Source organism: uncultured Chryseobacterium sp. (genome assembly GCF_936933875.1).
Lineage (GTDB): Bacteria > Bacteroidota > Bacteroidia > Flavobacteriales > Weeksellaceae > CAKZIK01.
The window spans coordinates 1-24243 of record NZ_CAKZIK010000081.1 but is presented as its reverse complement, the minus strand read 5'-3'; the positions used below and the strand labels follow the sequence as shown (position 1 = coordinate 24243).

The 24243-nt window shown below is 38.0% G+C and carries 23 protein-coding genes and 2 pseudogenes; 6 read left to right on the top strand and 19 right to left on the bottom strand.

Annotation, left to right across the window (positions count from 1 at the left end; genetic code table 11):
• From lepA to Q0252_RS11480, 4 genes are all read right to left on the bottom strand, one after another.
• Positions 1 to 1116: translation elongation factor 4 (lepA, locus tag Q0252_RS11495; RefSeq protein WP_297986458.1), on the bottom strand; the 1116-nt coding region annotated here is incomplete at its 3' end.
• A gap of 276 nt (positions 1117 to 1392) precedes the next feature.
• On the bottom strand, positions 1393 to 1941 hold the full coding sequence (locus Q0252_RS11490) for a hypothetical protein (RefSeq protein WP_297986439.1): 549 nt from the start codon (positions 1939 to 1941) through the stop codon (positions 1393 to 1395).
• 7 nt (positions 1942 to 1948) lie between these two features.
• Entirely contained in the window at positions 1949 to 2590 is a 642-nt protein-coding gene (locus Q0252_RS11485) for a hypothetical protein (RefSeq protein WP_297986437.1), read from the bottom strand.
• 11 nt (positions 2591 to 2601) lie between these two features.
• Complete coding sequence (locus Q0252_RS11480; RefSeq protein ID WP_297986436.1) at positions 2602 to 3153, bottom strand: sigma-70 family RNA polymerase sigma factor; 552 nt, start codon at positions 3151 to 3153, stop codon at positions 2602 to 2604.
• 96 nt (positions 3154 to 3249) lie between these two features.
• On the opposite strand from Q0252_RS11480, the gene Q0252_RS11475 reads away from it, so the two are divergent.
• From Q0252_RS11475 to feoB, 4 genes are all read left to right on the top strand, one after another.
• Positions 3250 to 3999 carry a DUF2520 domain-containing protein gene (locus tag Q0252_RS11475; protein ID WP_297986433.1) on the top strand — a complete coding sequence of 250 codons (750 nt, stop codon included), beginning with the start codon at positions 3250 to 3252 and terminating at the stop codon, positions 3997 to 3999.
• 138 nt (positions 4000 to 4137) lie between these two features.
• Entirely contained in the window at positions 4138 to 5046 is a 909-nt protein-coding gene (locus Q0252_RS11470) for a GLPGLI family protein (protein ID WP_297986431.1), read from the top strand.
• 141 nt (positions 5047 to 5187) lie between these two features.
• Complete coding sequence (locus Q0252_RS11465) at positions 5188 to 5439, top strand: FeoA family protein (protein ID WP_297986427.1); 252 nt, start codon at positions 5188 to 5190, stop codon at positions 5437 to 5439.
• A 33-nt stretch (positions 5440 to 5472) separates the two neighbouring features.
• Positions 5473 to 7509, top strand: coding sequence for a ferrous iron transport protein B (gene feoB / locus Q0252_RS11460; protein ID WP_297986424.1), 2037 nt, complete (start codon positions 5473 to 5475; stop codon positions 7507 to 7509).
• Positions 7510 to 7699: 190 nt separating this feature from the next.
• Here feoB and Q0252_RS11455 read toward each other — a convergent pair whose 3' ends face one another.
• The gene (locus tag Q0252_RS11455) at positions 7700 to 8749 is read right to left on the bottom strand and encodes a DUF389 domain-containing protein (RefSeq protein WP_297986422.1); all 1050 of its coding nucleotides are present in this window, start codon (positions 8747 to 8749) and stop codon (positions 7700 to 7702) included.
• Between the two features lie 126 nt (positions 8750 to 8875).
• On the opposite strand from Q0252_RS11455, the gene glmM reads away from it, so the two are divergent.
• Both glmM and Q0252_RS11445 read left to right on the top strand, forming a co-directional pair.
• Positions 8876 to 10258 carry a phosphoglucosamine mutase gene (gene glmM / locus Q0252_RS11450; protein ID WP_297986421.1) on the top strand — a complete coding sequence of 461 codons (1383 nt, stop codon included), beginning with the start codon at positions 8876 to 8878 and terminating at the stop codon, positions 10256 to 10258.
• 119 nt (positions 10259 to 10377) lie between these two features.
• A complete protein-coding gene (locus Q0252_RS11445) occupies positions 10378 to 11748 on the top strand; it encodes a tetratricopeptide repeat protein (protein WP_297986420.1) in 1371 nt (456 codons plus the stop codon).
• A 31-nt stretch (positions 11749 to 11779) separates the two neighbouring features.
• On the opposite strand, the gene Q0252_RS11440 is transcribed toward Q0252_RS11445, so the two are convergent.
• The 14 genes and pseudogenes from Q0252_RS11440 to Q0252_RS11375 form a co-directional block, all read right to left on the bottom strand.
• Positions 11780 to 12664 (bottom strand): DMT family transporter, encoded by an 885-nt coding sequence (locus Q0252_RS11440; protein ID WP_297986418.1) that lies wholly within the window; start codon positions 12662 to 12664, stop codon positions 11780 to 11782.
• On the bottom strand, positions 12665 to 13297 hold the full coding sequence (locus Q0252_RS11435; RefSeq protein ID WP_297986416.1) for a YdeI family protein: 633 nt from the start codon (positions 13295 to 13297) through the stop codon (positions 12665 to 12667).
• Between the two features lie 104 nt (positions 13298 to 13401).
• The gene (locus Q0252_RS11430; protein ID WP_297986414.1) at positions 13402 to 14259 is read right to left on the bottom strand and encodes a neutral zinc metallopeptidase; all 858 of its coding nucleotides are present in this window, start codon (positions 14257 to 14259) and stop codon (positions 13402 to 13404) included.
• A 111-nt stretch (positions 14260 to 14370) separates the two neighbouring features.
• Positions 14371 to 15936 (bottom strand): annotated as a pseudogene (locus Q0252_RS11425) (LTA synthase family protein); the annotation flags it as partial.
• Between the two features lie 98 nt (positions 15937 to 16034).
• On the bottom strand, positions 16035 to 16583 hold the full coding sequence (locus Q0252_RS11420) for a hypothetical protein (protein WP_297986412.1): 549 nt from the start codon (positions 16581 to 16583) through the stop codon (positions 16035 to 16037).
• 27 nt (positions 16584 to 16610) lie between these two features.
• Positions 16611 to 17129, bottom strand: coding sequence for a 6,7-dimethyl-8-ribityllumazine synthase (ribH, locus tag Q0252_RS11415; RefSeq protein ID WP_297986410.1), 519 nt, complete (start codon positions 17127 to 17129; stop codon positions 16611 to 16613).
• A 44-nt stretch (positions 17130 to 17173) separates the two neighbouring features.
• A complete protein-coding gene (locus Q0252_RS11410) occupies positions 17174 to 17887 on the bottom strand; it encodes a tetratricopeptide repeat protein (RefSeq protein ID WP_297986408.1) in 714 nt (237 codons plus the stop codon).
• An 81-nt stretch (positions 17888 to 17968) separates the two neighbouring features.
• The gene (locus Q0252_RS11405; protein ID WP_297986406.1) at positions 17969 to 18505 is read right to left on the bottom strand and encodes an adenine phosphoribosyltransferase; all 537 of its coding nucleotides are present in this window, start codon (positions 18503 to 18505) and stop codon (positions 17969 to 17971) included.
• A 6-nt stretch (positions 18506 to 18511) separates the two neighbouring features.
• Positions 18512 to 19672, bottom strand: coding sequence for an NTF2-like N-terminal transpeptidase domain-containing protein (locus Q0252_RS11400; RefSeq protein ID WP_297986403.1), 1161 nt, complete (start codon positions 19670 to 19672; stop codon positions 18512 to 18514).
• Between the two features lie 74 nt (positions 19673 to 19746).
• The gene (locus Q0252_RS11395) at positions 19747 to 21078 is read right to left on the bottom strand and encodes a quinol:cytochrome C oxidoreductase (RefSeq protein ID WP_297986401.1); all 1332 of its coding nucleotides are present in this window, start codon (positions 21076 to 21078) and stop codon (positions 19747 to 19749) included.
• A gap of 13 nt (positions 21079 to 21091) precedes the next feature.
• Positions 21092 to 21805: a cytochrome c gene (locus Q0252_RS11390; protein WP_297986399.1), complete on the bottom strand. Its 714-nt coding sequence runs from the start codon at positions 21803 to 21805 to the stop codon at positions 21092 to 21094.
• On the bottom strand, positions 21798 to 22319 hold the full coding sequence (locus Q0252_RS11385) for a DUF3341 domain-containing protein (RefSeq protein WP_297986397.1): 522 nt from the start codon (positions 22317 to 22319) through the stop codon (positions 21798 to 21800). The genes Q0252_RS11390 and Q0252_RS11385 overlap by 8 nt, the downstream gene beginning before the upstream one ends.
• Complete coding sequence (nrfD, locus tag Q0252_RS11380) at positions 22306 to 23703, bottom strand: NrfD/PsrC family molybdoenzyme membrane anchor subunit (protein ID WP_297986395.1); 1398 nt, start codon at positions 23701 to 23703, stop codon at positions 22306 to 22308. Before nrfD ends, Q0252_RS11385 begins: the two co-directional genes overlap by 14 nt.
• A gap of 18 nt (positions 23704 to 23721) precedes the next feature.
• Positions 23722 to 24171 (bottom strand): annotated as a pseudogene (locus Q0252_RS11375) (quinol:cytochrome C oxidoreductase); the annotation flags it as partial.
• Positions 24172 to 24243 lie beyond the last annotated feature (72 nt).

Genomic DNA, 24243 nt, shown 5'->3' with positions numbered 1-24243 from the left:
AAAATAAGATACGTTTGGAACTGTCGTAATCACATTCATATTGAATTCTCTGTCCAAACGTTCCTGAACAATTTCCATATGCAGCATTCCTAAGAATCCGCATCGGAAACCGAAACCAAGCGCTGCAGAACTTTCCGGTTCGAAAACCAAAGAAGCGTCATTCAATCTTAATTTTTCAAGTGAGAAACGAAGCTCTTCAAAATCCTCAGAATCAATTGGATAAATACCCGCGAAAACCATTGGTTTTACTTCTTCAAAACCTTCAATAGCTCCGGAAGCCGGATTTTCCACTGAGGTAATGGTATCTCCAACTTTTACCTCTCTCGCGTCTTTAATCCCGGAAATAATATAACCTACGTCTCCTGTTTTGATGATTGATTTTGGAGCTTGCTTTAGTTTTAAAGTTCCAACTTCATCGGCTTCGTACACTTTGTCCGTTGCCATGAATTTTACTTTCTCTCCTTTTTTGATGCTTCCGTTTACTACTTTAAAGTAAGCCTCAATTCCACGGAAAGGGTTGTAAACAGAATCAAAAATAAGCGCTTGAAGCGGTGCATTTTCATCTCCAACCGGAGCCGGAATTCTCTCTACAATTTGCTCCAAAAGATGATGTACTCCTTCGCCTGTTTTTCCGGAAACTCTTAAAACGTCTTCGTATTCGCAACCGATTAAGTTCATAATTTCGTCGGTAACTTCTTCTGGATTTGCAGACGGAAGATCAATTTTATTCAGGATTGGAATAATGGTCAAGTCGTTTTCCAAAGCCAAATAAAGATTCGAAATCGTTTGAGCCTGAATACTTTGCGCAGCATCAACGATCAAAAGTGCTCCTTCACAAGCTGCGATTGAACGGGAAACTTCGTAAGAAAAATCCACGTGTCCCGGTGTATCAATTAGGTTTAATATAAATTTTTCTCCTTTGTATTCATAATCCATTTGGATGGCGTGAGATTTAATGGTAATCCCACGTTCTTTTTCCAAATCCATATCGTCCAAAGTCTGCGCCTGCAGTTCTCTTTGGGTAACCGTGTTGGTGTACTCCAAAAGTCGGTCTGCTAAAGTAGATTTCCCGTGGTCGATATGTGCAATGATGCAAAAGTTTCGTATGTTCTTCATCAATAATTAAATAGTTTGCAAATTTAGGGATTTTTTGCCGGATTTTTCTGATTTTTTCCACCCTTGTTGCGCGATAGGGATGGCAATGAAAATCCCGCAGTGATGCGGCGGAACGCAGTGGGGCCGCAGAACGAGGAATTGCAATGAACAGCCCGGTTTCTTTTGAGCAAAGGCAAAAGCGTTGGCGAAAAAGAAAATTGCCCAAAATTAAACGACCCTCACAAAAAATTTGTAAAGGTCGCCTAACATTAAAAAAATAAACTATTATGGGGTATCTTATCTTCCGCGAGAAGGTGCAGGAGTTCTGAAACCTCCGCCTGCTCTGGTGGAATTATTATCTCTTCCGCCGTCTATTCTACGGTCTATCATTTTTTCGCGCATCATGCCCTCATTTTTGAACATTTTGAGCACTTGCTGTGGTCTTACCACCGTCTGCATTTTTCTTGAATATGCTCTTCTGTTGTCTAATAATTTCTGACCTACCTCGAAGCTTTCTTCTAATTTTTTCTTGGCTTCGTCATCGGAAAGTGAATCCGGGTTGAAATTATTATCAAACTGGTCTTTTATCTTTTTCTGAGCGTCCACATATTCATTGTACACTTTCTTGAATTCTTCCTGGTCTTCATCTTCAACATTCAGTTCTTCCACCAGCATATTTTCGCGAAACTGCTTTAAAAGCTCCTTACGTTCTTCCGGATTCATATTGTTAATCATCTCTTTTCTTTTCTCCGGGCTTACTTTCTTCCAGTCTATTTTTTTGACCTGCGCGGAAGCAAAGCCTACCGAAAAGATAGCGATGATGAATGTTAATATAATTTTTTTCATGTTCGTATTAGTTGTATAAATCCAAATAAACGTCCTGTTCTGTATTTTTTGACGCTTCTTTCAATTCTGCATAAGTGAAACTTGAAAGCACCTCATCCATTAAAGCTTCGTCCGGAGCTGCTGCTGTAATTGCTGCAGTTTTCACCCTCATTTTCGCTTCATTTTGTGGAGCTGAGTAAGTCGATACTATTTTTGGAGCCATTCCCGTTTCAATATTTCTGCTTTGACCTCTTGCTTCATTTTTAGGATTATCATTTTGTGCTAAAGTTAAATTTTGGTTGGAAGGTTCTGTAACAGCACCTGTCTTATTCAAATCCGCAATAGTTTGAACCGGATCAACTTCCGGAGTTGATGGCTTTTCCACAACTTTATTTTGTTCTACGTTTGCAACTGTATTCGGTACGGAAAATTCTGTATTATTGCTGTTCAGAAAATATCCCAATCCAAAAATCATTGCCAAAGCTGCAGCTGCTGCATAAACCCAATTTAGTTTGAAAACTTTTGCCGGTTTTGCTTCTGTTATTTTTATGTCTTTCTGTTGGTGAACGGTTTCTTTTAATACATTCTCCTGAACTTTATCAAAAAAGTTATCGGGAGTTGTAAAGATGTTTTTACGTTCCAGATTTTCTATATCAAAATTTTTCATCATTCTGAAAAAATTTACTCTTCGTAATTCTCTTTTATATAATCTTCAATCTTTTGTTTGGCATAATGGTAGTTGGTTTTTAAAGTTCCAACCGACATATCCAATATTTTGCTCATCTCTTCATAAGGCAAATCATCGTAATATCTCATATTAAAAACGAGTCTTTGCTTTTCCGGCAGTGTTTGTATTGCGTTCTGCAATAACAACTGTATTTCTTCTGCATCTGCGTTTACGCTTTCTGCAGGGATATTTGCGAGATAAGCTCCTGCTTCATCATCTGCCTTCTGCATTTTCTTGTTCTTGTTGATTTGCTGAAGAGATTCATTGGTTGCAATTCTGTACAGCCAAGTGTATAACTGACTGTCCTGCTTGAACTGGTGGAAATTCTGGTACGCTTTAATAAAAGTTTCCTGCAAAATATCCTGCGACAAATCGTGGTCTAAAACAAATCTCCGTATATGCCAATATAACCTGCTCTGGTAAGCATCCATCATCAAACGAAGCCCTTTTTCTCGGGTTCGTTCTTCAGCCATCATGTCGATAATTTCCTTATCCTTACTCTTCATGGAGATGCTTACGTGGGTTTGATTTTATTTTAGCCTTAAAGTTAAATTAAATTTTCAATTTTCGAACCAAACCTTTTATTTCTTTACTTTTGTTGAATGAAAACTGTGATTATAGGTTCCGGAAATGTAGCTTATCATTTAGCCAAATCATTTACTTTAAGCAACAATGAAGTGGTACAAATTTTTGGCCGTAACGCTGAAGAACTTCGAAAAATATCAGAGGAACTCGAAATTCCCTATTCTACTAAGGAAATTGCAGATGCGGATTTTTATCTTATCGCAGTGAGTGATTCTTCTGTGGCTGAAGTGTCAAAACATATTACTTCCTCCAGTGCTTTAGTTGCACATACCTCAGGTTCTTTACCGAAAGAAAGCTTGGAAGGAAATTACAGAAAAGCCAGTTTTTATCCTTTACAAACTTTTTCGAAAACAAAAGAACTGGATTACGAAACCATTCCATTTTTTGTAGAAGCTGAAAATGAATTTGATTTAAATATTCTTAAAAATCTAGCCGCATCTATTTCCGAAAATGTAATGGAAAGTTCTTACGAGAAAAGAAAATACATTCACCTCACCGCTGTTTTTGCCTGTAATTTCGTGAATCATCTTTACGCAAGAGCGAAAGAAATTTCTGATTCTCAAAATATTCCTTTTGAGTATTTTCTTCCTTTAATTGATGAAACAACACAAAAAATTCATCATCTCGATCCGAAATCTGCACAAACAGGACCTGCTGTGAGAAATGATGAACGTATTATGAAATTGCATGAAGAACTAATCACTTTGGAAGAACACCGAAAAATTTATGATTTAATGAATGAGTCTATCAAGAAAATGTATCAATAAAAAATCCCGGTTTTAGCCGGGATTCATCATTTATTAGCTTAACAGTTCTGTAAATTGAGAAACTTACATCATGAGTGTTAGAAAAATTTTTTGTAACAAAAAGATCAGTATTGAAACTAATTGTAAAAATCATTCAAAATGAAAAAGTTTATTTCAGTATTCGTGCTTCTAATTGCATTTGGAGTTCAGGCTCAGGAAACAGCCAACCGTTTTTTCTATGAATTAACCTTCAAACCTAAAAAAGAAGTAGAAAACCTAGACAAAGTACTTACCGTACTCGACATTACAAAAGAGAAATCTATTTACAAGGATTTCACGATGAGTGCGCAGGATTCTATCATGAAGGCAGAAATTGAAACAATGAAAAAGACTGGTCTTTATAAGGATATTAGCAAGTCTATCAAAATGCCGAAGTTTTCTGAAAAAATTTATAAGTTTTATCCGGACATGAAATTACAGTTTGTTGACCGTGTTGCCAACGGTTTTACACCGGTAAACATTGGATATGACGAAAATCTTAAGTTTAACTGGAATATTCTTCCTGAAAAACAGAAAATAGGAACCTACAATACCCAAAAAGCAACTACAGAATACGGCGGTAGAAAATGGACAGCTTGGTTTGCATCAGACATTCCATTTCAGGACGGACCTTATAAATTCTACGGACTTCCAGGATTGATTGTGAAAATTGAAGACGAAGGAAAAAACTATTCTTGGGAGCTTAAAGGAAATAAAAAAGTAGCGGATTACAGCGAATTTTCTTATGCAGAAACCGTAACACCAGGAGGAACCGGCGGAGCAGTTCAGGTAATAACCAGAGAAAAGTTCGATAAAACGCTGGGCGATTATAAAAAAGATCCATTTGCAACCGCAAGACCGTACTTCACTCCCGAAATGATGTCTCAAAAATTGCCAGGAAGCGATTCAACTATAGGCGAAATGGTAAAACAACAGGAAAAAATGATGCGCGATTTCTACGATGCCAATAACAACCCTATTGAAGTTGCAGCAGAAACACCTCCCGCAACAAAAAAGAAAGGGAAATAAGAATTCATATTAACAAACTATATTTTTTGGAGGCCTGAAGCAAGTTTTTGTTTCAGGTTTTTTATGAAAATTATCAGTTTAAGCAAATCTCTTATTTAGATTTAATTTAAATAACATATATTTGCAGTTCAAATTATAGGATTGAAAAGAGACATTTCCAATAAACTTTGCTGCTTCCCGAAAGAAAAACTGGGGAAAATTGTGGGCTACGAAAATGAAGACCTCAAAATGCCCAGCAAAATAATTGAAATGGGACTTTTGCCCGAAACTAGTTTTAGAATCCTTTATCAGGCACCTTTCAAAGGTCCTCTTTACATCGAATTTGGTGACGAAAAAAGCAGAATTGCCCTTCGCGAAGAAGAAGCAAGATTTATTATCGTAGAAAAAATGTAGGAACGTGCCCTTGGCTCGTTCGTTTCTTAAAAGATGCAGCACACCGAAAAAAATAAGAAAGTTCTCCTCGTAGGAAATCCCAATGTAGGGAAATCCACCGTTTTCAATTTGCTGTGCAACAAAAGACAGAAAACAGGTAATTACGCAGGTGTTACGGTAGCAAGTCATTCGGGAAATTACGATTACAAGGGTGAAAATGTTGAAGTAATAGATTTACCCGGTTCTTACAGCATCTATCCCAGTTCCGAAGACGAGGCGATTTTTACCAAATTTTTGGTAGAAGAACAGCAAAATTACGACGGTGTCATCTATCTTTTGGAAGCTTTGAGCATTAAAAGAGGATTGCTTCTTTTCCAGCAGATTCAGGATTTAGGAATTCCGGTGATTTTGGTAGTGAACCAAATTGATCAAGCAGAAAGACGCGGAATAAATATTGATTTGCAGCAACTTTCAGAAAACCTTGAAGTAAAAGTTTTTCAAACCAACGCCAAAGAAAATCTTGGAATTGATGACATTCGCGAAGCGGTTTTCAACAATGATTTCAAAACCTCCGAAAAAGTGTCCTTTGAAATCCCCGTTGAACAGAAAGGTTTGATTTTTAAAATTTTATCGAACACGAAGGAAAACAATCAATATAAAGTCTGGACGTTACTTTCTTCCGACACCTATCTGGGAAAGCTTGAAAGTGTAAAGGAACAGATGAATGATGACGATCGTAAATGTTTGGTTCCGAAAAGATTACAAACACAGGAAACCATCCGACGTTATCAGAATATTGATAAAATAATTTCGAAAACTATTTCCAAAAAACCTCAGTTTAAAGAACTTCTGACGGAAAAACTCGACAAAATTTTGGTTCATAAATTTTGGGGATACGTAATTTTTGCGGCTATTCTACTTGTCATTTTCCAAAGCGTATTTTTCTTAGCGGAATATCCAATGAATTGGATTGACAGTTTTTTCCTTTGGCTTTCTAATACCGCAAAAGACAGTCTTCCTGAAGGTCCAATTAATTCATTAATTACCAACGGCATTATACCGGGAATCGGCGGAATTGTCATTTTCGCTCCACAAATTGGAATTTTGTTGTACTTTCTTTATCTCTTAGAAGATTCGGGTTATATGGCCAGAGTTATTTTCCTGATGGACAGGTTTTTACGCCCTTTCGGACTGAACGGAAAAAGTATTGTTCCGCTCGTTTCCGGAACTGCTTGTGCAATTCCGGCGATTATGTCCACAAGAAATATCGAAAACGTCAAGGAAAGACTGATTACGATTCTCGTAACACCTTTCATGACGTGTTCTGCACGACTTCCTGTGTACAGTATTATTATTGGGCTTATTATTCCCGACAAATATTTTGGCGGAATCAGCTATAAAGCTTTGGCGCTGCTTTCGATGTATATCTTAGGATTTGTGATGTCCCTTTTGGCTTCATTAATTCTGAAAAAATTCATTAAAAATAAAGGCAAATCTTTCCTTGTGATGGATTTACCAACTTATAAAATGCCGCTTTTCGGGTATGATTTTAAACTGACTCTTGGAAAAGTTTGGGAATTTATCACCGGAGCCGGAAAAATTATTTTCATCATCAGTATTATTATTTGGGCATTCAGTTATTTCGGGCCGAAAGAAAAACCAAATCAGTTGGTTGCAAGTGATGTAAAACTGGAAAACTCTTACCTTGCGAAAATGGGAAAATCCATTGAGCCTGCAATTGCTCCATTGGGTTATGACTGGAAAATGGGCGTTGGAATTTTAACAAGCTTCGTTGCACGTGAAGTTTTTGTAGGAACAATGTCCACACTATATTCACTGGATGATGATGCTCCGGAAGGTAAAGTCATTGATAAAATGCGCAACGATGTGAAACCAAATGGGGAGAAAGTTTTCAGTTTTGCGACCGGGATTTCCATTTTGTTTTTCTATGCGTTTGCAATGCAATGTGTTTCGACTTTGGCTGTGGTTTATCGCGAAACAAAATCGTGGAAATGGACCATGATTCAATTATTCGGAATGTCAAGCTTAGCTTATATCGCTTCGATGATTGTTTATCAAATTTTTAAATAATTGGTTCGGAAATTGCTGATTTTCAATAAAATTTAAATCAAATGGACAGTTCACTTCTTTTACAGTACATTCTTATCGCAGCAATCGTTTTGTTTGCTTGTTATTCCCTTTTTAAAATCATTAAAAAGAATTTCGCACCGAAAAAATTCAGCAGCAAAAGAACGAATTGCGACAGCGATTGCGGTTGTGCTTAGTTCCGCATTTTTTGCGCTTGCATTTGTCTTTTCAAATCATTAATCTGAAGCTGAAGTTTGGTAATTTCTGATGCATCCGTTTTATCGGGAGCATAATGCCACCTCAAGTGGATATCGTTGTTGAGTAAATTAGCCTGCTCGAGATTTTTTTCGGTTACAAAATTTTTGCTGTTCAAAACCGTAATATCCAAAATTTTCTTGCCGTTTTCTATAGTTTCTTTATGATTGACTATTGTGAGTTGTGGAAATTTTTTCTGAACCTGTTCAATATAGGTCGTGGATTCATTTTTAAATTTCTCGGCGTTCCATTTTTTCATCGTCAACATAATACTTGGAATTAAAATTAAAACTGAAAGAATTGAAATTACTGCAACCATTTTTTTATTGTGGCTGCTTCCTTTTGCCAAATAAAACTTTTGATAACCGAGAACGACACTCAAAATCCACGTTCCGACACCGATAAAAAAACAGTTGATGAGATAGAAATAAATTCCTCCAAAAAAATATTCCATATTCAGCGTTGCCAAACCGTAACCTGCCGTACAAAGTGGTGGAATACAAGCTGTAGAAACGGCAACTCCGGCAATCACTTTAATGGCTTCCTTTCTGATAATTCCCAAAAACCAAGCAAAACCTCCAAAAAGAGCAAGCAGACAGTCGAAAATGGTAGCTTCTTTAAAACTTGAAAGCTGCGAAGTTTCAGAATGAAATGGCGAAATTAAAAAATAGGCAGTGGAAGCCAACAAACTGGTTCCAATCATAATCGCCCAGTTGGACAAGCTCAGATTGACCAAATTTCTGTTACCAATCGAAAGTCCGAAAGACAAACCAACAACAGGACCCATCAAAGGTGAAATCAACATCGCTCCAATAACAGCTGCGGCGGAATTAATATTCAGACCAATACAAGCAATTCCCATCGAAAGCACCAACAACCACAAATTATGTCCTCGGAAATAAACACCTTCTTCAATCTCTGCAAATGTGAATTCTTCTTCCTCTTCTTTCGGGAGATGCAAAGTTTTTCGTATATTGGGTAAAGCCATCGTAATAGTTTAATACAAATTTAAATTTTTTAACAAGATGAAAAACAGCACCTCAAATCATTTTTCCGTATTTTTGCAGCACTTTTAAAAATCACGAATTTTCTAAAACAAAATCCAAATAAAAATATGTCTTTAATCAAAAGTATTTCAGGAATCCGCGGAACTATTGGTGGAAAAGTGGATGAAAACCTTACGCCTCTTGATGTGGTAAAATTTACGTCCGCTTTCGGAACCTGGCTACAAAACAATAAAAATAAAAAAGACCTTACTTTGGTTGTTGGCCGCGATGCGAGAATTTCCGGTGCAATGGTGAATTCTTTGGTAACCGCAACTTTGCAGGGATTGGGAATTCATGTGGTGGATTTGGGACTTTCTACAACGCCTACTGTTGAAGTAATGGTTCCTGAACTGAATGCAGACGGTGGAATTATCTTAACTGCTTCTCACAACCCGAAACAATGGAACGCGCTGAAATTGTTGAACGAAAAAGGCGAATTCATCAACGGTGAAAACGGAGCAGAAGTTTTGGCTTTGGCTGAAAGTGAAGATTTCAACTACGCTGAAGTGGACGATTTGGGCAAATATGAAACAAGAGACGATGCTTTTGACATTCATATTCAGAAAATTTTGGATTTACCGACTGTGGATGCAGAAGCTATTAAAGCTAAAAAATTCAAAGTGGTAGTTGATGCCGTAAATTCTACGGGAGGTGTTGCTATTCCACAACTTTTGGAAAAACTAGGATGTGAAGTGGTAAAATTATACTGTGAACCTAACGGTCAGTTTCCTCACAATCCTGAACCTTTGAAAGAACATTTGGGCGATATTTGCGAATTGGTAAAGAAAGAAAACGCAGATTTGGGAATCGTAGTGGATCCCGATGTTGACCGTTTGGCTTTGGTAGACGAAAACGGAGAACTTTTCGGTGAGGAATACACGCTAGTTGCTGTTGCAGATTATTTGTTGAAAAATAAAAAAGGAGCAGCAATTTCAAACCTTTCTTCAAGCCGTGCTTTGAGAGATGTTGCAAGAAATCTGGATTCCGAATATTTCGCAAGTGCCGTTGGAGAAGTGAACGTTGTAACTTTAATGAAGGAAAAAAATGCAGTCATCGGCGGTGAAGGAAACGGAGGAATTATCTATCCTGATTTGCATTACGGAAGAGATTCTTTGGTGGGAGTTGCTTTGTTTCTGACCCATTTAGCCAAAGAAAACAAAACGGTTTCTGAACTTCGCGCAACATATCCGTCTTATTACATGGGTAAAAAGAAAATCGAACTGACTCCGGATATTGATGTGGATGCGCTTTTAACTAAAATAGAAAAAGAGTATCAAAATGAGGAAGTTTCTACTGTAGATGGTGTTAAGATCGACTTTGATAAAAACTGGGTTCATTTGAGAAAATCGAATACAGAACCTATCATCAGAATCTACACAGAAGCATTTTCGCAGGAAGAAGCAGATGATTTAGGAGATAAAATGATTGTGAAAATTAAATCTTTAGCGTAAAAAGTTTTGCACAAAAATTGATTTAATAAATTTAAATTTCTAATTTTAGAATGTATAATTAAAGGCGTTCCGAAAGCTGCAAGAATATTCATCTTTTCGGAAAGCTGTGAGATAAAATATTGGAAGAATTTTTTGAAAACGAACTCGTAAAAAGGTTCGAAGAGATGGTGGAAAACAATGAAGAATTCTACTTCGAGACCGAAGAATATGAAGAAATCATCATCCATTATCTAGAACTGGGAGACATATCTTACGCGGAACTGGCCACAAATTACGGTCTGAAGCTACACCCAACATCACTGGAACTGAAAACAAAAAAATTTGAAGTGCTTCTTGAGCTCGAAAACTACGCTCAGGCAAAAGAACTCATGAACGAACTGAAAGAATCGTCCATGGAAAGCACAGATTTTCTGGTGTGTTGCGCAAAATATTATTCGAATCTTGGAAACCCGAGAAAATCGATTGAATATTGCGAAAAAGCTTTGGAACTGGAAGAAGAAGAAAACTTCCTGCACAATTTCATTGCAGATGAGTTCATCAATCTGGAAGACCCTTTCAGTGCGCTGAAGCATTACAAACTGGCTTTAACGTTCGATCCGCAGGATGAATATTCTTTGGAAAACGTGATGTTGTGCTACAATCAGCTTAACAAACCTGAAGAAGCCATGGAATATCTCAATTCATATCTTGATAAATTCCCTTTTTCGGAAACAGCATGGTACGAGTATGGACAGTTTTACTTCAACAAAAAAAATTACGAACAGGCAATAAAAGGTTTCGATTATTTGTTGGCGATTAATTCCCAATCCGTTGGAGTTTATGCCAATAAAGCCGCATGCTACGAAGCGATGCACGACTGGAAAAAAGCGATTGAAGTGTATGAAGAAATGCTTGAACTGGAATACACAAAAGCATTCACATTCTATAAAATCGGTTTGTGTCATAAAGAAAACAAACAGCTGATTCCGGCATTGAATTCTTTCCAAAAATCTTTGAGAGAAGACCCTCAGTTTTACCTTTCGATGATGGAGCAAAGCTACATCTACGAAGAAATGGGCGGAATGAAAGAAGCACTGCATTTTGCAAAAGAAGCGGTGGCATTAAACGAAAACAATCTCGATTATCAGAAGCGTTTGGCTTTTCTTTACATTGATTCGGGCAGGTTTGAAGAAAGTTTATCGTGCTTGAAAAAACTCGTGGATTATGAACCGGGAAGGTTTTACAACTGGTACGCTTATTCTGAAGTTTTGATGTTGCTTGGCGAATACGAAGATGCGATTACGATTCTGAAAAAAGCCGTTAAAAAGCACAACAGAGCCGAATTGTATTATCAGTTGAGCAACTGTTATTTCCACATGAACAATCAGAAAGAAGGACGAAATGTTCTGGAAAAAGCACTGGAACTCGACCCGCAATTGCTGGAAGATATGCAGCAGAAATATCCGTTCATTAAAGAAGAAGCCTCCAAAGTAAAGGCGAAAAAGAAATAAAGAAAAACGCATCAAATAGATGCGTTTTTCTTTATTTTAAAACTGCTGGTTTACTTCGTAAAAAAATCAGTCCGGCTAAAATAATAACGCCGCCAATTCCCTGCATCAAGGTTAATTTTTCACCATCAAGAATTCCCCAAATAACGGCCACAATCGGCATGAGTAAAGTTACGGTGGAAGCAAATAATGGCGAAGAAATATTCAGTAACCGGTAATTCATCATCATCGCCAAGCCCGTTCCGAAAATAGAGAGCAAACTCACAAAGCCCAGTCCTACAAACAGATTTTTATCCGCATGAAAATCCTTGAAAAACCCTGCCAAAATCAACGCAATAAGCGAAGGCAAAATCAAAACAAAAGAAAAAACAAACGCCGAAAGCATTTTTGCAGGAATATGGTTGAGTTTTGATTTCACAGTGGTCGAGTTAATGGCATACAGTAAAGTCGCCAAAAGCAGAAGAAGAATAGGAATCAATTTGAATCCACCGTCATCATGTCCGGAAAGTGCCAAAATACAGGCTCCCGTAAAACTAATCGCTGTTCCAATCAGCTGTCTTTTCGTAGTACTGAATTTCCAAACTAAAGCTCCCACAATAATCACGAAAATCGGCATCATCGAATTGATAATTCCCGCAATACTGCTGCTAACTTCAGTTTCTGCCATGGGAAACAAGAACATTGGGATAAAATTTCCCGAAAGCGCACACAAAACAAGCCATTTAGCATGCTTCTTCGGAAAGTTTTTGATGTTGGAAATTGCGATTGGAAGCAAGATGATACCGGCAATTAAAACCCGTAAAGCTCCTACTTCATAAGGATTGAAATGCTCCAGAGATTTCTTGATAAGGATAAATGATGAACCCCAAATAATTGATAATACCACAAGCAAAACCCACTTTTCTTTTTCAGGATTCATTTATTTTTTTGAATTTATGATTATCATTTTTCGTATTTGCAGTTTCTGCCTTTTCCTTCGGCAATCCATTCTATTCGCCTGTTCCATTCTTTTGATTCGGGTGGCATCCGTTTTCGCTGCGGTAATCCATAGGATATACTCTTTCCTGAAAGACGGTGATGCTTTTTCGAAAACTGTATTGGCTGCTTTATTTCTCTTTAATGCTGCTGTAAAAAAATCCGGCATTTCCACTTCGACCTTTTGGGGTGATGCTTTTTTGATTACAATTCCCATATCTGTGAGTTCCATTGCTTCTTTGATGGCGGATTTTAGCTCTGCTTTGGGCGGTAAATCTTCAATTTTTGTAATTTTCCCGAGCCTAAACATTGATTTTTTGTCGATGTGTTTCGTGAGTTTTTGCATGGCTTTTATTTCCTTTTCCAACCAGAAACCAAAAGCACAATGTTTTTTGAAAGCCACCATAGAACACAAAATTTTTCCTTTATAAATAAAATTCGGAAAGCTCCATTTCCAGCCTTCTTCAACATCCGGACAGTTTTCGTGGACGAAATTTCGAAGATATCCTAAAATAGGTTTTGCAAAATCCTGAGCGTCTTCAATATAAGCATCAATTCTTGGGTCGGTTGCTGCCATTTCAAAAAAATTAAAGGTTAAAGGTAGCGAATTCATCAAATCCGAACAGCAAAAAATCCTCCCGAAATATTCGAAAGGATTAAATTTGTCTGAGGTTAAATTTATTATCTCAACAATGCATTGAAAGTGTCGCCCTGTCTGATGTCACCTGTATTATAACCTTTCATGAACCATTCCTTTCTCTGTGCAGAAGAACCATGTGTAAATCCTTCCTGATTAACGTAACCTTGTGATCGTCTCTGAATATTATCGTCACCAACCGCTTCAGCTGCAGAAATTGCGGACTCAATATCACCCGGCTCAAGGAATTTTTCTCTGTTATCGGTTTGTCTTGCCCATAGTCCGGCGTAGAAATCCGCCTGAAGTTCTGTTGCTACAGAAACTCTGTTCAAATCTGCTTCAGAATATCTTCCGCTTTGTCTCAATTGGTCAACTTTCTGCGTTGTTCCCAACAAAGTTTGTACGTGGTGTCCCATTTCGTGTGCCATTACGTAAGCAATTGAAAATTCAGAAACCTGTGCTCCAAATCTTGACTGCAGTTCGCGGAAGAAACTCATATCCATGTAAATGGTTTCGTCTGCAGGACAGTAGAAAGGTCCCATTGCAGCCTGTGCAGTTCCACATCCGGATTGTGTCATGCTTTCAAACATCACTACTTTCGCAGGACGGTATTGCATTCCGTTTTCCTGAAAAATTTTGGTCCAGGTCTGTTCGTTTTCAGCAGTCACCATTTGAACAAATTCACGAACTTTCAGCTCATCAGCTGTTAAATCACGCTGTTCTGTCTGTTGCGTTGCGCTTCCCATTCCCGAAGAAAGAATTGCAGAAGGGTCACCACCCAAGAAAAATATAATTGCCGCGATAATAAGAGTCCCAAGACCACCACCAACGAGCATTCCGCCACCACCACCGGTTCCACGTCTGTCGTCTACATTTTCGCTTCTGTCATCAGTCCATTTCATAACTGTATATAGTTTATTTGTTTTTTAAAAATTAATTTCGGGTGAAATTACAAAAATCACGCCCAAAATATTTTATTATTCCTCTTTAAAGTTAATATAATTCCCTGAATATTAATTTCTGTTCAGCAAATTCTTTTTGAGCCAAAAACTTGTGCTTTGATACACAGAAATACAATCGTCAACCAAAGTTTTCTTAGGTTGTGCAACAGGAATTTCATCGTATTTCAGTTTAAAATTTTCAGGAAGACTGGATGGCTGCAGTTTCAAAGAATATTGCTTCACGTTTTTCGTTGGCGAAATAATCGTTAAATGATTGTCTTTAATCAACCCTAAATCCTGATACGTCGCCACATACGCTTTTGGAACAAAATTTTGGCTGAAAACGTCCTGACCTAAAAATTTAGACTGATAATTAAAGTTGAGCAAACCGAATAAAGTAGGCATCACATCAATTTGCGACATCAAGCCATCAAATTTTTGTGGCTGAATAAATCCTTCAGAAAAAATCATCGCCGGAATTCTGTATTTGTCCATTGGAAGTTCTGTTTTACCCGCACTCGAAGCACAATGATCCGAAATAATAACAAAAACTGTGTTTTCATACCAATCCTGTTTTTTCGCCATGGCGAAAAATTTTCGCAAAGAATAATCCGTGTATTTTACACCGCCCTCACGAGATTTTGCGGTTCCGGGAATATCAATTCTGCCTTCCGGATACGTGAAAGGTCTGTGATTGGAAACCGTCATCCAATGATTAAAGAATGGTTTTCCGGTTTTAGCTTCCGCATTCATCACAGTAATGGCTTTTTTTGCCATATCTTCATCCGCAACTCCCCAAACATTGGCAAATGTAATTTCTTCCGGTTTAAAGCTGTCTCTGTCCACAATTCCGTAGCCGTTTCCTTCGTAGAAATCTTTCATATTGTCGAAGTAACTGTAGCCTCCGTACAAAAATTTCACTTCATAACCTTTCGATTTGAAAACGCTTCCGGTCGTAAATTTATTTTTATCGTTTTCCCTTTTAATAATACTTTCTCCAGCGGTTGGAGGAATACAAAGCGTCAACGCTTCCAAACCACGAACGGTTCTGTTTCCGGTTGCGTATAGATTGGTGAACATTAAAGATTTATCCGCTAAACTGTCGAGGAAAGGTGTGATTTTTTTATCGTTTCCATAATGTTCCAGAAAATCTGCGGAAAGTGATTCTATGGAAATTAAAACAACGTTTTTCTTCATTTCAGGATTCGCAGAAACAACAGATCTTGATAAAGTGGATGGCTGAAACTGTTGCAAAAATTTCTGCTCTGCAACCTTTTCATCCAAAGTTGGATAAAACTGAAAGTAATCGAGTTCGTTATGCGTAAAAGCGTGATAAAATTTAGGGAAACCATTCGCCTGAATTTCTGCAGCAAAAGTATTCGAAGCTTTTACGGTGCTTAGTTTTGGGATGAAGAACAAACTCAACCCACATAAAACTGCAAAACTTCCAAGCATAATTAATTTCATTACAAAATTCGGAAGCGTTAAAAGTTCGTCTTTCGTTCTTTTGTAAATAAACCAAGTTACGGCTAAAGTAAAAGTTAAAATTACGCTGAACAGTGGAACCACCGGATAACTTTCCATGATGTTTCCGATAACTTCATTGGTGTAGATCAAGTAATCTACCGCAATGAAATTCTGACTAACGTTAAGTTTTTACTTTGATAATCAATTAGTTATACTTTAGTGCGTTTTACTATTTGATTATCAAATTTAGTAAAAATAATCGTTAGCGGCTAAAAACAACTTCGTTTTCGAGTAGGGGAATTGTAGCGAACGCCAAATTCATTCCAGAAGAAATATTCGCTGACACTATTAAAAATAATCAGCAGAACATACAGAAACAACGTGATAAAATACAGCGTATTTCGGATTTTAGTTCGTTGCGTCGGAAGAAAAAACATCAAACCGAAAAGCAAAGTTTTCAAACCGATGAAAGCCATCGCAATTTCTGCTACCGAACCTCCGTACTGTTTAAAAATATTTCCAGGAACGAAAGCCGTGTACAAAAATGCCAAAACCAAAAGCCCGAAAATAATATATCCGTAAGGTTTTTTGTATTTTGAATTTGAAAGAAACAGAAAATACAACGCCAAAAACGAACTCGCCAAAATAAAGACCAAGATATCATTCAGCAAACCAATTCCTAGGATTTTTATCGCTTCAAAAAACCCGATACTCGCCGTTGTAATGGGGTGGAAAAAGAAAATAATCCTTACAATGAAAGATACCAAAAGGTAAAAAATTCCTAAATAAACAAACGGTTTTATTTTACCTGCGAACATGGCGAAATTTGTTTTGAAAGATTAAAGTTACAAATTTCCGAAGCCGATGCTTCCTTTTTTGCCGGAAAGATTTTTCTTGAAATCTATCATCTGTAATGCTGTAACAGCTGCTTCAACACCTTTATTTCCAAGATTTCCGCCGCTTCTTGCGACAGACTGTTCTTTTGTATCGTCTGTAAGAACACAGAAAATTGTCGGAGTATCCGTTAAAATATTACAGTCTTTTACTCCCTGCGCAACTGCGGAACAAACATAATCGAAGTGCGGCGTTTCGCCACGGATAACGCATCCAATTGCAATTACCGCATCAAACTTGCGTTCCTTGCACAACTGCATAGACGCATAATTCAGTTCGAAAGCACCCGGAACTTTAAAGACTTTAATGTTATCTTCAACAACACCTTCGGTTTTCAATATATCCAAAGCGGCGTCGCGAAGATTGTGGGTTACGAAACCATTCCATTCTGAAACAACAATGCCGATTCTAAAAGAATCAGCATTAGATATTTGTAATGGTTTGTAATCTGAAAGATTTACTGTTGCCATATGTTCAAATTAATAATTAAAAATTAATAATGGATAAATCATTACTAATAGTATTTCACCATTTCGATGTAAGCATCAGACATTCCGTTATCGTAATCCTGATATTTCTCTCCAATTGCGGTGAAGTATTTTTTAGCTTCAGCTTTTTTCTTCAAAGACAAGGCAAGCAAACCGGCTTTTCTTGTGAAATAGTATGACGTGTAAGGATCTTTTGAAGCGGAAGTTGCTTTATCCAACAAAGACATTGCGTCATCGCTTTTGTTCAGGTTGGCTTGGCAATCTGCCATTGCTCCATACTTCATGGCCATCAAAGTTTTGTTTCCTGAGGAAAATTTGTCTAGCAAATCATACGCTTCCTGAAACTTTCCTTCTTTGAATTTCAAAAGACCTGCATTGTACGCTGAAAGTTTTCCAACAGCCGTTCCGGAATAGTTTTCTGCCGTTCCCAAAAATCCCGGGTTCGCAGCAGACTTTCCGCCCAGCGCTTCTTTATCATTCCCTTGCTGAAGGTTTTTCTGAGCAGCCAAATAGCTCAATGTAGCTTCCTGATTTTTAGGCGCTACCACAAATTGTTGGTACGCGAAATATCCCAAAACTCCAAGGATTAAAGCTCCCAATACAGCAATTAAAGGTTTTTGGTTTTTTTCAAGGAAACGCTCTGTCTGTAACGCTTCTCTATCCAAATCTTTGAAAAACTCTACCGTTTCTTTTCCTTCCTGCTCTTGTTTCTCTTTTTTCGTAGTATGATGTTTTGCCATAATTTTATTTAAAAGGTCTGCAAATTTAATTGTTTCTGAACGATTTACAAAATATTGTACGCCGAAACTTCAACCTTCTATTTAATACTTGAGAATCGAATAAATTTCGGAATTAAACTGAGCTAATCTTTCTTCACCATGAAGTTCTTCCAAACCAATTAAAAAGCTGAACTGTGTGACTTTCCCGTCCTGTTTTTCCACGAGTTTTGCAGCTGCCTCCGTTGTTCCTCCGGTTGCGAGTAAATCGTCATGAATCAACACTCTTTGTCCGGGTTTTAATTGTCCTTCGCGCATTTCGATTTCGGAAGTACCGTATTCCAAATCATATTTTTGGCTCACGAAAGGTGGTGGAAGTTTTCCTTTTTTTCTGATGAGGATGAAAGGAACTTCAAGCGCGACTGCAATAGCAATTCCGAAAAGATAACCACGACTTTCAATACCGCACACGACATCCACTTTACCTCGACTGAATGCTGCCAAATCTGCAATGACGTCTTCGTACAGTTTTGGGTTTAGAAAAATGGGAGTTATGTCTTTAAACTGAATTCCTTCAATCGGAAAATCAGGAATATTTTCAATTGTTTCTTCTAATCTTTTGATTAAATCTGCTGAAGCCATTTTATTTTAATTGATTCTGTAGCTTGAAATTTTCCATTCACCGTTCACGTTTTTCAATCCAAAAGTTACCTGCAGCGCAGTTGTTTTTCCGCTTTTATCGGTTACATCATACGTTGCATTTACACTGGCTGAGTTTGTACTCGAACTTTGAGTGGTAATATTTTTAACATTGATGTTTTTCACTCCGCCAAACCCAGAGGTCGGATTCGAGAATGTTTCATAAGATCCCCAATTAGGATTATCGGAAGTATCGTAGGCTTCACGCAGATTCTGGCTGCCAAGATTATTGAGGAAGCGTGTTACACTGGTTTTGGGATCCCCTGTTGGCGCAGCCGGCTGAATTTCTGTGCCAGTAGCAACATCGGTAGGATTTGTGACCGGAATATCGGTGTTTGGATTTGCTGGATTTTCTGCTGGATTACCCTGCGGAGAAAGCAAAGCTTTAGGATTAACTGCAATCCCAATTTTGGACATTTTGTAGGTTTTCTTCGTAGATTTTACTGAAACAGTGACATCGATTTTATTATCCCGGATTTTCTGCATCGGCAAAGACGCAAAACGAACCGTAAATCCTTTGAAATCGTTATCCTGCATTAAATTTTTTGAAGTAAGCAAACGATTTCCACCGCTATACACTTCCATCACCGCTTCCAAAGCAGCTCCGGAGAAATCGATAGGCTTTCCGGTTCCGTCGACCAAACGAGGAACTACCTGAATTCCTTTAACTCCGAGAATAGAATCCTTCATCACTTCATTTGTAATTAAACTTAATGATGACGCTTTGATGTCATTTGCATCAAACTCAGAAGCCTTTTCGTTTCCGAAGATATTCATTTCACCTAAAGAAGGTGGACCTTTACTTGTCCAGGCAATTCCGTTCTTTTGGGCAACCTGGTCAGCAAGTGCCATAATTTCAGGAACTTTTTTACCATTCAGTAATTTACCCAGATTGTGCAATTCGGAAACGTCATCATCTCCTTCAACACCGAAAGTTTTAAGAACATACAATGCCTCATTAAATTTTACCTGCTGTAACGTAGATAAACTAGAAGCCATATCGTTGATGCTGGACTGAAATGATTTGGTATCTGTTGCGTCAACCTTATCTTTTTTGCAGCCAACAAACAGCAAAGTCGCTAATAAAAGCAATAAAGAAAACCTTTTCATAAGATTTGGATTTAAACAAATTTAACAAAAAATCCCGACAAAAAGCCGGGATTTTATATTGTTTGCGAAGTATCTTAGAAAGGATATTCGTAAATTTTTGATTCGTGAACGAATGGGTTTCCTTCCGGAATCAGTTTCAGTTTTGAAAGCGCTGTAAACACCGTGAAGATGAATAAACCAACACAGAATAAAACTGCTCCAAGATTCAAGAATAATACTGAAGGTGTTTTCCAGAAAGGACCTACTGTTCCAGGCATTACCATGTTGAAATAATCTAACCAATGTCCGAAAAGAACTACAAATGCCATGATGACAACAACTGTATAATTTCTTTTGATGCTGGAACTTACCATTACTGCCAACGGAATAAGGAAGTTGAAAATAAGCATTGGTAAGAACGTTTCCTTGTAGTAAGCAAATCTACCAAAGAAATAGTTTACCTCTTCCGGAATGTTTGCGTACCAGTATAACATGAACTGTGCAAACCAGGTATATGTCCAAAGCATTGATGTTGCAAAAAGGAACTTCCCTAAATCGTGCAAATGGTTATCGTTGAACTGTGGAAGATATCCGTTTTTCTTCAAGTAAACACTTACCAAAATAATAGCAGCGATTGCGGAAGACAAACAGGACACCATTGAATACCAGATGTACATTGTAGAGTACCAGTGAGGGTCAATTGACATCAACCAATCCCATGCCCAAGCTGCAGAACAGAAGCCGAAGAATGCGATATAACCGATGCTCCAGCTGTAGTAGCTTGCATAAACTTTTCTGTCTTTCGTTTCATCAACTTTCTTAGAAAGAGATTTCAGCTTCCAGGCGAAGAAGGTTGCACCTGCAACGTACAGAAGTGTTCTGAAAGCATAAAAAGGAATATTGAGGAACTTTTTCTTTTCGTAAAGAATAGTATCAAAGTGTGGAGAATTCGGGTCCGTTAAATCCGGATCCATCCAGTGGAATAAATGTCCGTTGTGTGTGATATTCAAAATCATTAAAATCACAAGAATTGCTCCACCCCAAGGAATATAAGAAGCGATAGCTTCCATAACTCTTAAAATGATGATGGACCAACCTGCATGTGCTGCATTCTGAATGCTGTAGAAGAACAACGCACAACAGCTAATTCCGAAAAGGAAAACCGCTACGGTATGCAAAGCTGCCAAAGGCTGGTTATGAACCTGCATTGTTGCATGCTCCAAGTGTGCTGCATGATCCTGTGGACCTACCATTTCACTTGAATGTGTTGGTGCGTGGTTTCCACCGGAGTGAACTGCTTCCATCAAATGCTCAATCTTGGCTTCGTCCATCCCGTGATTCATGAAGTAACCAGCTCCAAAAAGTACCAATCCCAGAACGATAAATATGATTGAATATAATCTTAATTTTGGTGAAAAACTATACATTTTTTAATTCTTTTTATTTTTTAGGAGTGGTTGTTACACTTGTTGTTGCAGCTGCTGTAGAATCTGTTGCAGGAGCTGCTGTTCCAGCTGCAGCAGGAGTAAGACCTCCTTTAAATGCATTCATTACATACATTGCAACTCTCCATCTGTCTCCAGCTTTCAATTGTCCTGCGTAAGAACCCATTGCGTTTCTACCGTTGGTAAGAACATAGTGAACGGAACCTACTGTAATTTGTCTGTCTGCATATTTAGGCACACCGGAATAAGCACCGCTTACAACGATTGGCCCTTGTCCGTCTCCAGCAGTACCATGACAAGCAGCGCAAGTTCTGTCATACAAAACTTTACCTCTTTCCAAATCTTTAGCCTGATTTGCAGGATTTAGTGGATTAGCAACAGATTTAGATGCTTCGTAACCTGCGTTATACTGATCAGGAGTCATTGCTGTGTTCAAAGCTTCCTCTGCAACACCATCAACATTCTGAGCAACTGTTCCGTTAACCGGAGCTAAACCTGTAGCACCATTATTTTTTACAAAAGCAGGGATTTCATTTTCATGATCTGAATATGCATCCTGAGCTTTCATCAATGGATCATAAGCAACCGGAAAATACATGTCCGGGAAATATACCAAAGGTGGATTTCCTTTGCTGCATGAACTCAACACAACTGCTGAAATACCTAAGATGGCTCCAAATTTTAAAATATTCTTTTTCATATTAAGCATCTTTTACAGTTATTTCTTCCACTCCAGTTTCAATTAGAAGCTGTTTGATGGTATCAACATCATCGCTTACAAATTCCATTAAGAATTTATCGTCTGTCGTTCTGGGATCAGGATTTTGAGCTTTTGCTCCCGGATACATTTTGTTTCTTACCAAGAAGGTAAGAGACATCATGTGAGCTGCGCAGAACACCATCAATTCGAACATTGGTACCACAAACGCAGGCATATTGTGTGCCCACCAGAAAGATGGTTTACCTCCGATATTTTGTGGCCAATCGTGGTTCATCGTGTACCAAGTAACTGTTGCACCAATTGTTAAACCGTAAACAGCATAACACCAAGCGGCATCAGAAATTCTGGTTTTCTTCAAGCCCAAAGCTTTATCAAGACCGTGAACTGGGAAAGGAGTATAAACTTCGTTAATTTTAATTCCTTTATCGTTAAATGTTTTAACGCCGTGCATTAAATCATCGTCGTCGGCATAAAGACCGTAAATTATTTTAGTGGTGCTCATCTCCTTCTTTTGCTTTATAAGTTTCACCTGAAATTTTCAAAATAGATTTCAATTCCGCCTGTGCAATTACAGGGAATGTTCTTGCATACAACAGGAATAATACAGAGAAGAAACCAATTGTTCCTAAGTAAACCCCAACGTCAATAATGGTTGGTTTAAACATCGTCCATGATCCTGGTAAGTAGTCTCTCGAAAGGTTGATAACGATAATATCAAAACGTTCGAACCACATACCGATATTGATAATCAAAGCAATAATAAATGTTGCAAGGATGTTTGTTCTTATTCTTTTAAACCAGAATAATGCAGGGATTACAAGGTTACAGATAATCAATGCCCAGAAAGCCCACCAATAAGGACCGGTTGCCGCACCTGGAGAAAGATAAGTAAAGTCCTCATATCTTGAACCTGAGTACCAACCGATGAAATATTCAGTTGCGTAAGCTACAGTTACCATTCCACCAGTTACGATGATTACGATGTTCATGATCTCGATGTGATACATGGTGATGTAATCTTCAAGGTGACAAACTTTTCTTGCTACCAACAAAAGTGTCTGTACCATCGCAAATCCTGAGAAGATTGCACCGGCAACGAAGTATGGCGGATAAATTGTAGAGTGCCACCCCTTAATTACCGACGTAGCAAAGTCGAAGGATACCGTGGTGTGTACCGAGAATACAAGTGGTGTAGCCAAACCTGCCAAAACCAAAGACAATTCTTCAAATCTTTGCCAGTGTTTTGCTTTTCCTCCCCAACCGAAAGCCAGGAAAGTATAGATTTTTTTAGTCCAAGGCGTTTTTGCTCTGTCTCTGATCATTGCAAAGTCAGGAATTAATCCCATGAACCAGAATACTGTAGATACTGAGAAATAAGTAGAGATTGCAAATACGTCCCAAAGTAGCGGAGAGTTGAAGTTTGTCCAAAGTGAACCGAACTGGTTTGGCAATGGGAACACCCAATATCCAACCCAAACTCTACCCATGTGAATTACCGGGAAGATAGCCGCCTGAACAACCGCGAAAATCGTCATCGCTTCTGCAGAACGGTTTACTGACATTCTCCATCTTTGTCTAAATAATAATAGTACCGCTGAAATTAAGGTTCCGGCGTGACCAATACCTACCCACCATACGAAGTTGGTAATATCCCAACCCCAGTTAATAGTTCTGTTAAGTCCCCATGCTCCAATACCGGTTCCGATAGTGTAAGCAATACAGCCGAATCCATAGATGAACAGTGCTAATGCCGCGTATAATGATATCCACCACAGTTTTCCTGCTCTTTCTTCTATAGGTCTTGCGATATCTTCAGTAATATCGTGATAAGTCTTATGACCAATAATTAAAGGTTCCCTTATCGGAGCTTCGTAATGTCCTGACATTTTTTACCTATTTATTATTTAAACTTTGTTTTCTTTTCTGTTTCTTACTTTAGCGTGGTAGAATACGTTTGGTTTTGTACCAATTTCTTCCAGCAAAGTATATCTTCTGTTGCTGTTGTAAAGCTTTCTTACTTCAGAAGATTTGTCGTTCATATCACCGAACTTCATTGCTCCTGTAGAACAAGCATTCACACAAGCTGTAGAGAATTCACCGTCTTTTACAGTTCTTCCTTCTTTTTTCGCTTCAAGGATGGTGTTCTGTGTCATTTGGATACACATTGAACATTTTTCCATAACCCCTCTTGTTCTTACCACAACATCAGGATTAAGAACCATACGTCCTAGATCGTTGTTCATATTGTAGTCGAATCTGTCATTCAGAGCATAGTTGAACCAGTTGAACCTTCTTACTTTGTACGGACAGTTGTTTGCACAGTAACGAGTACCTACGCAACGGTTGTAAGCCATGTGGTTTAAGGTTTATCATTTTTTCTTAGAATAACACCCATACATCTTAATAAGGTCCATAATTTATTGCAT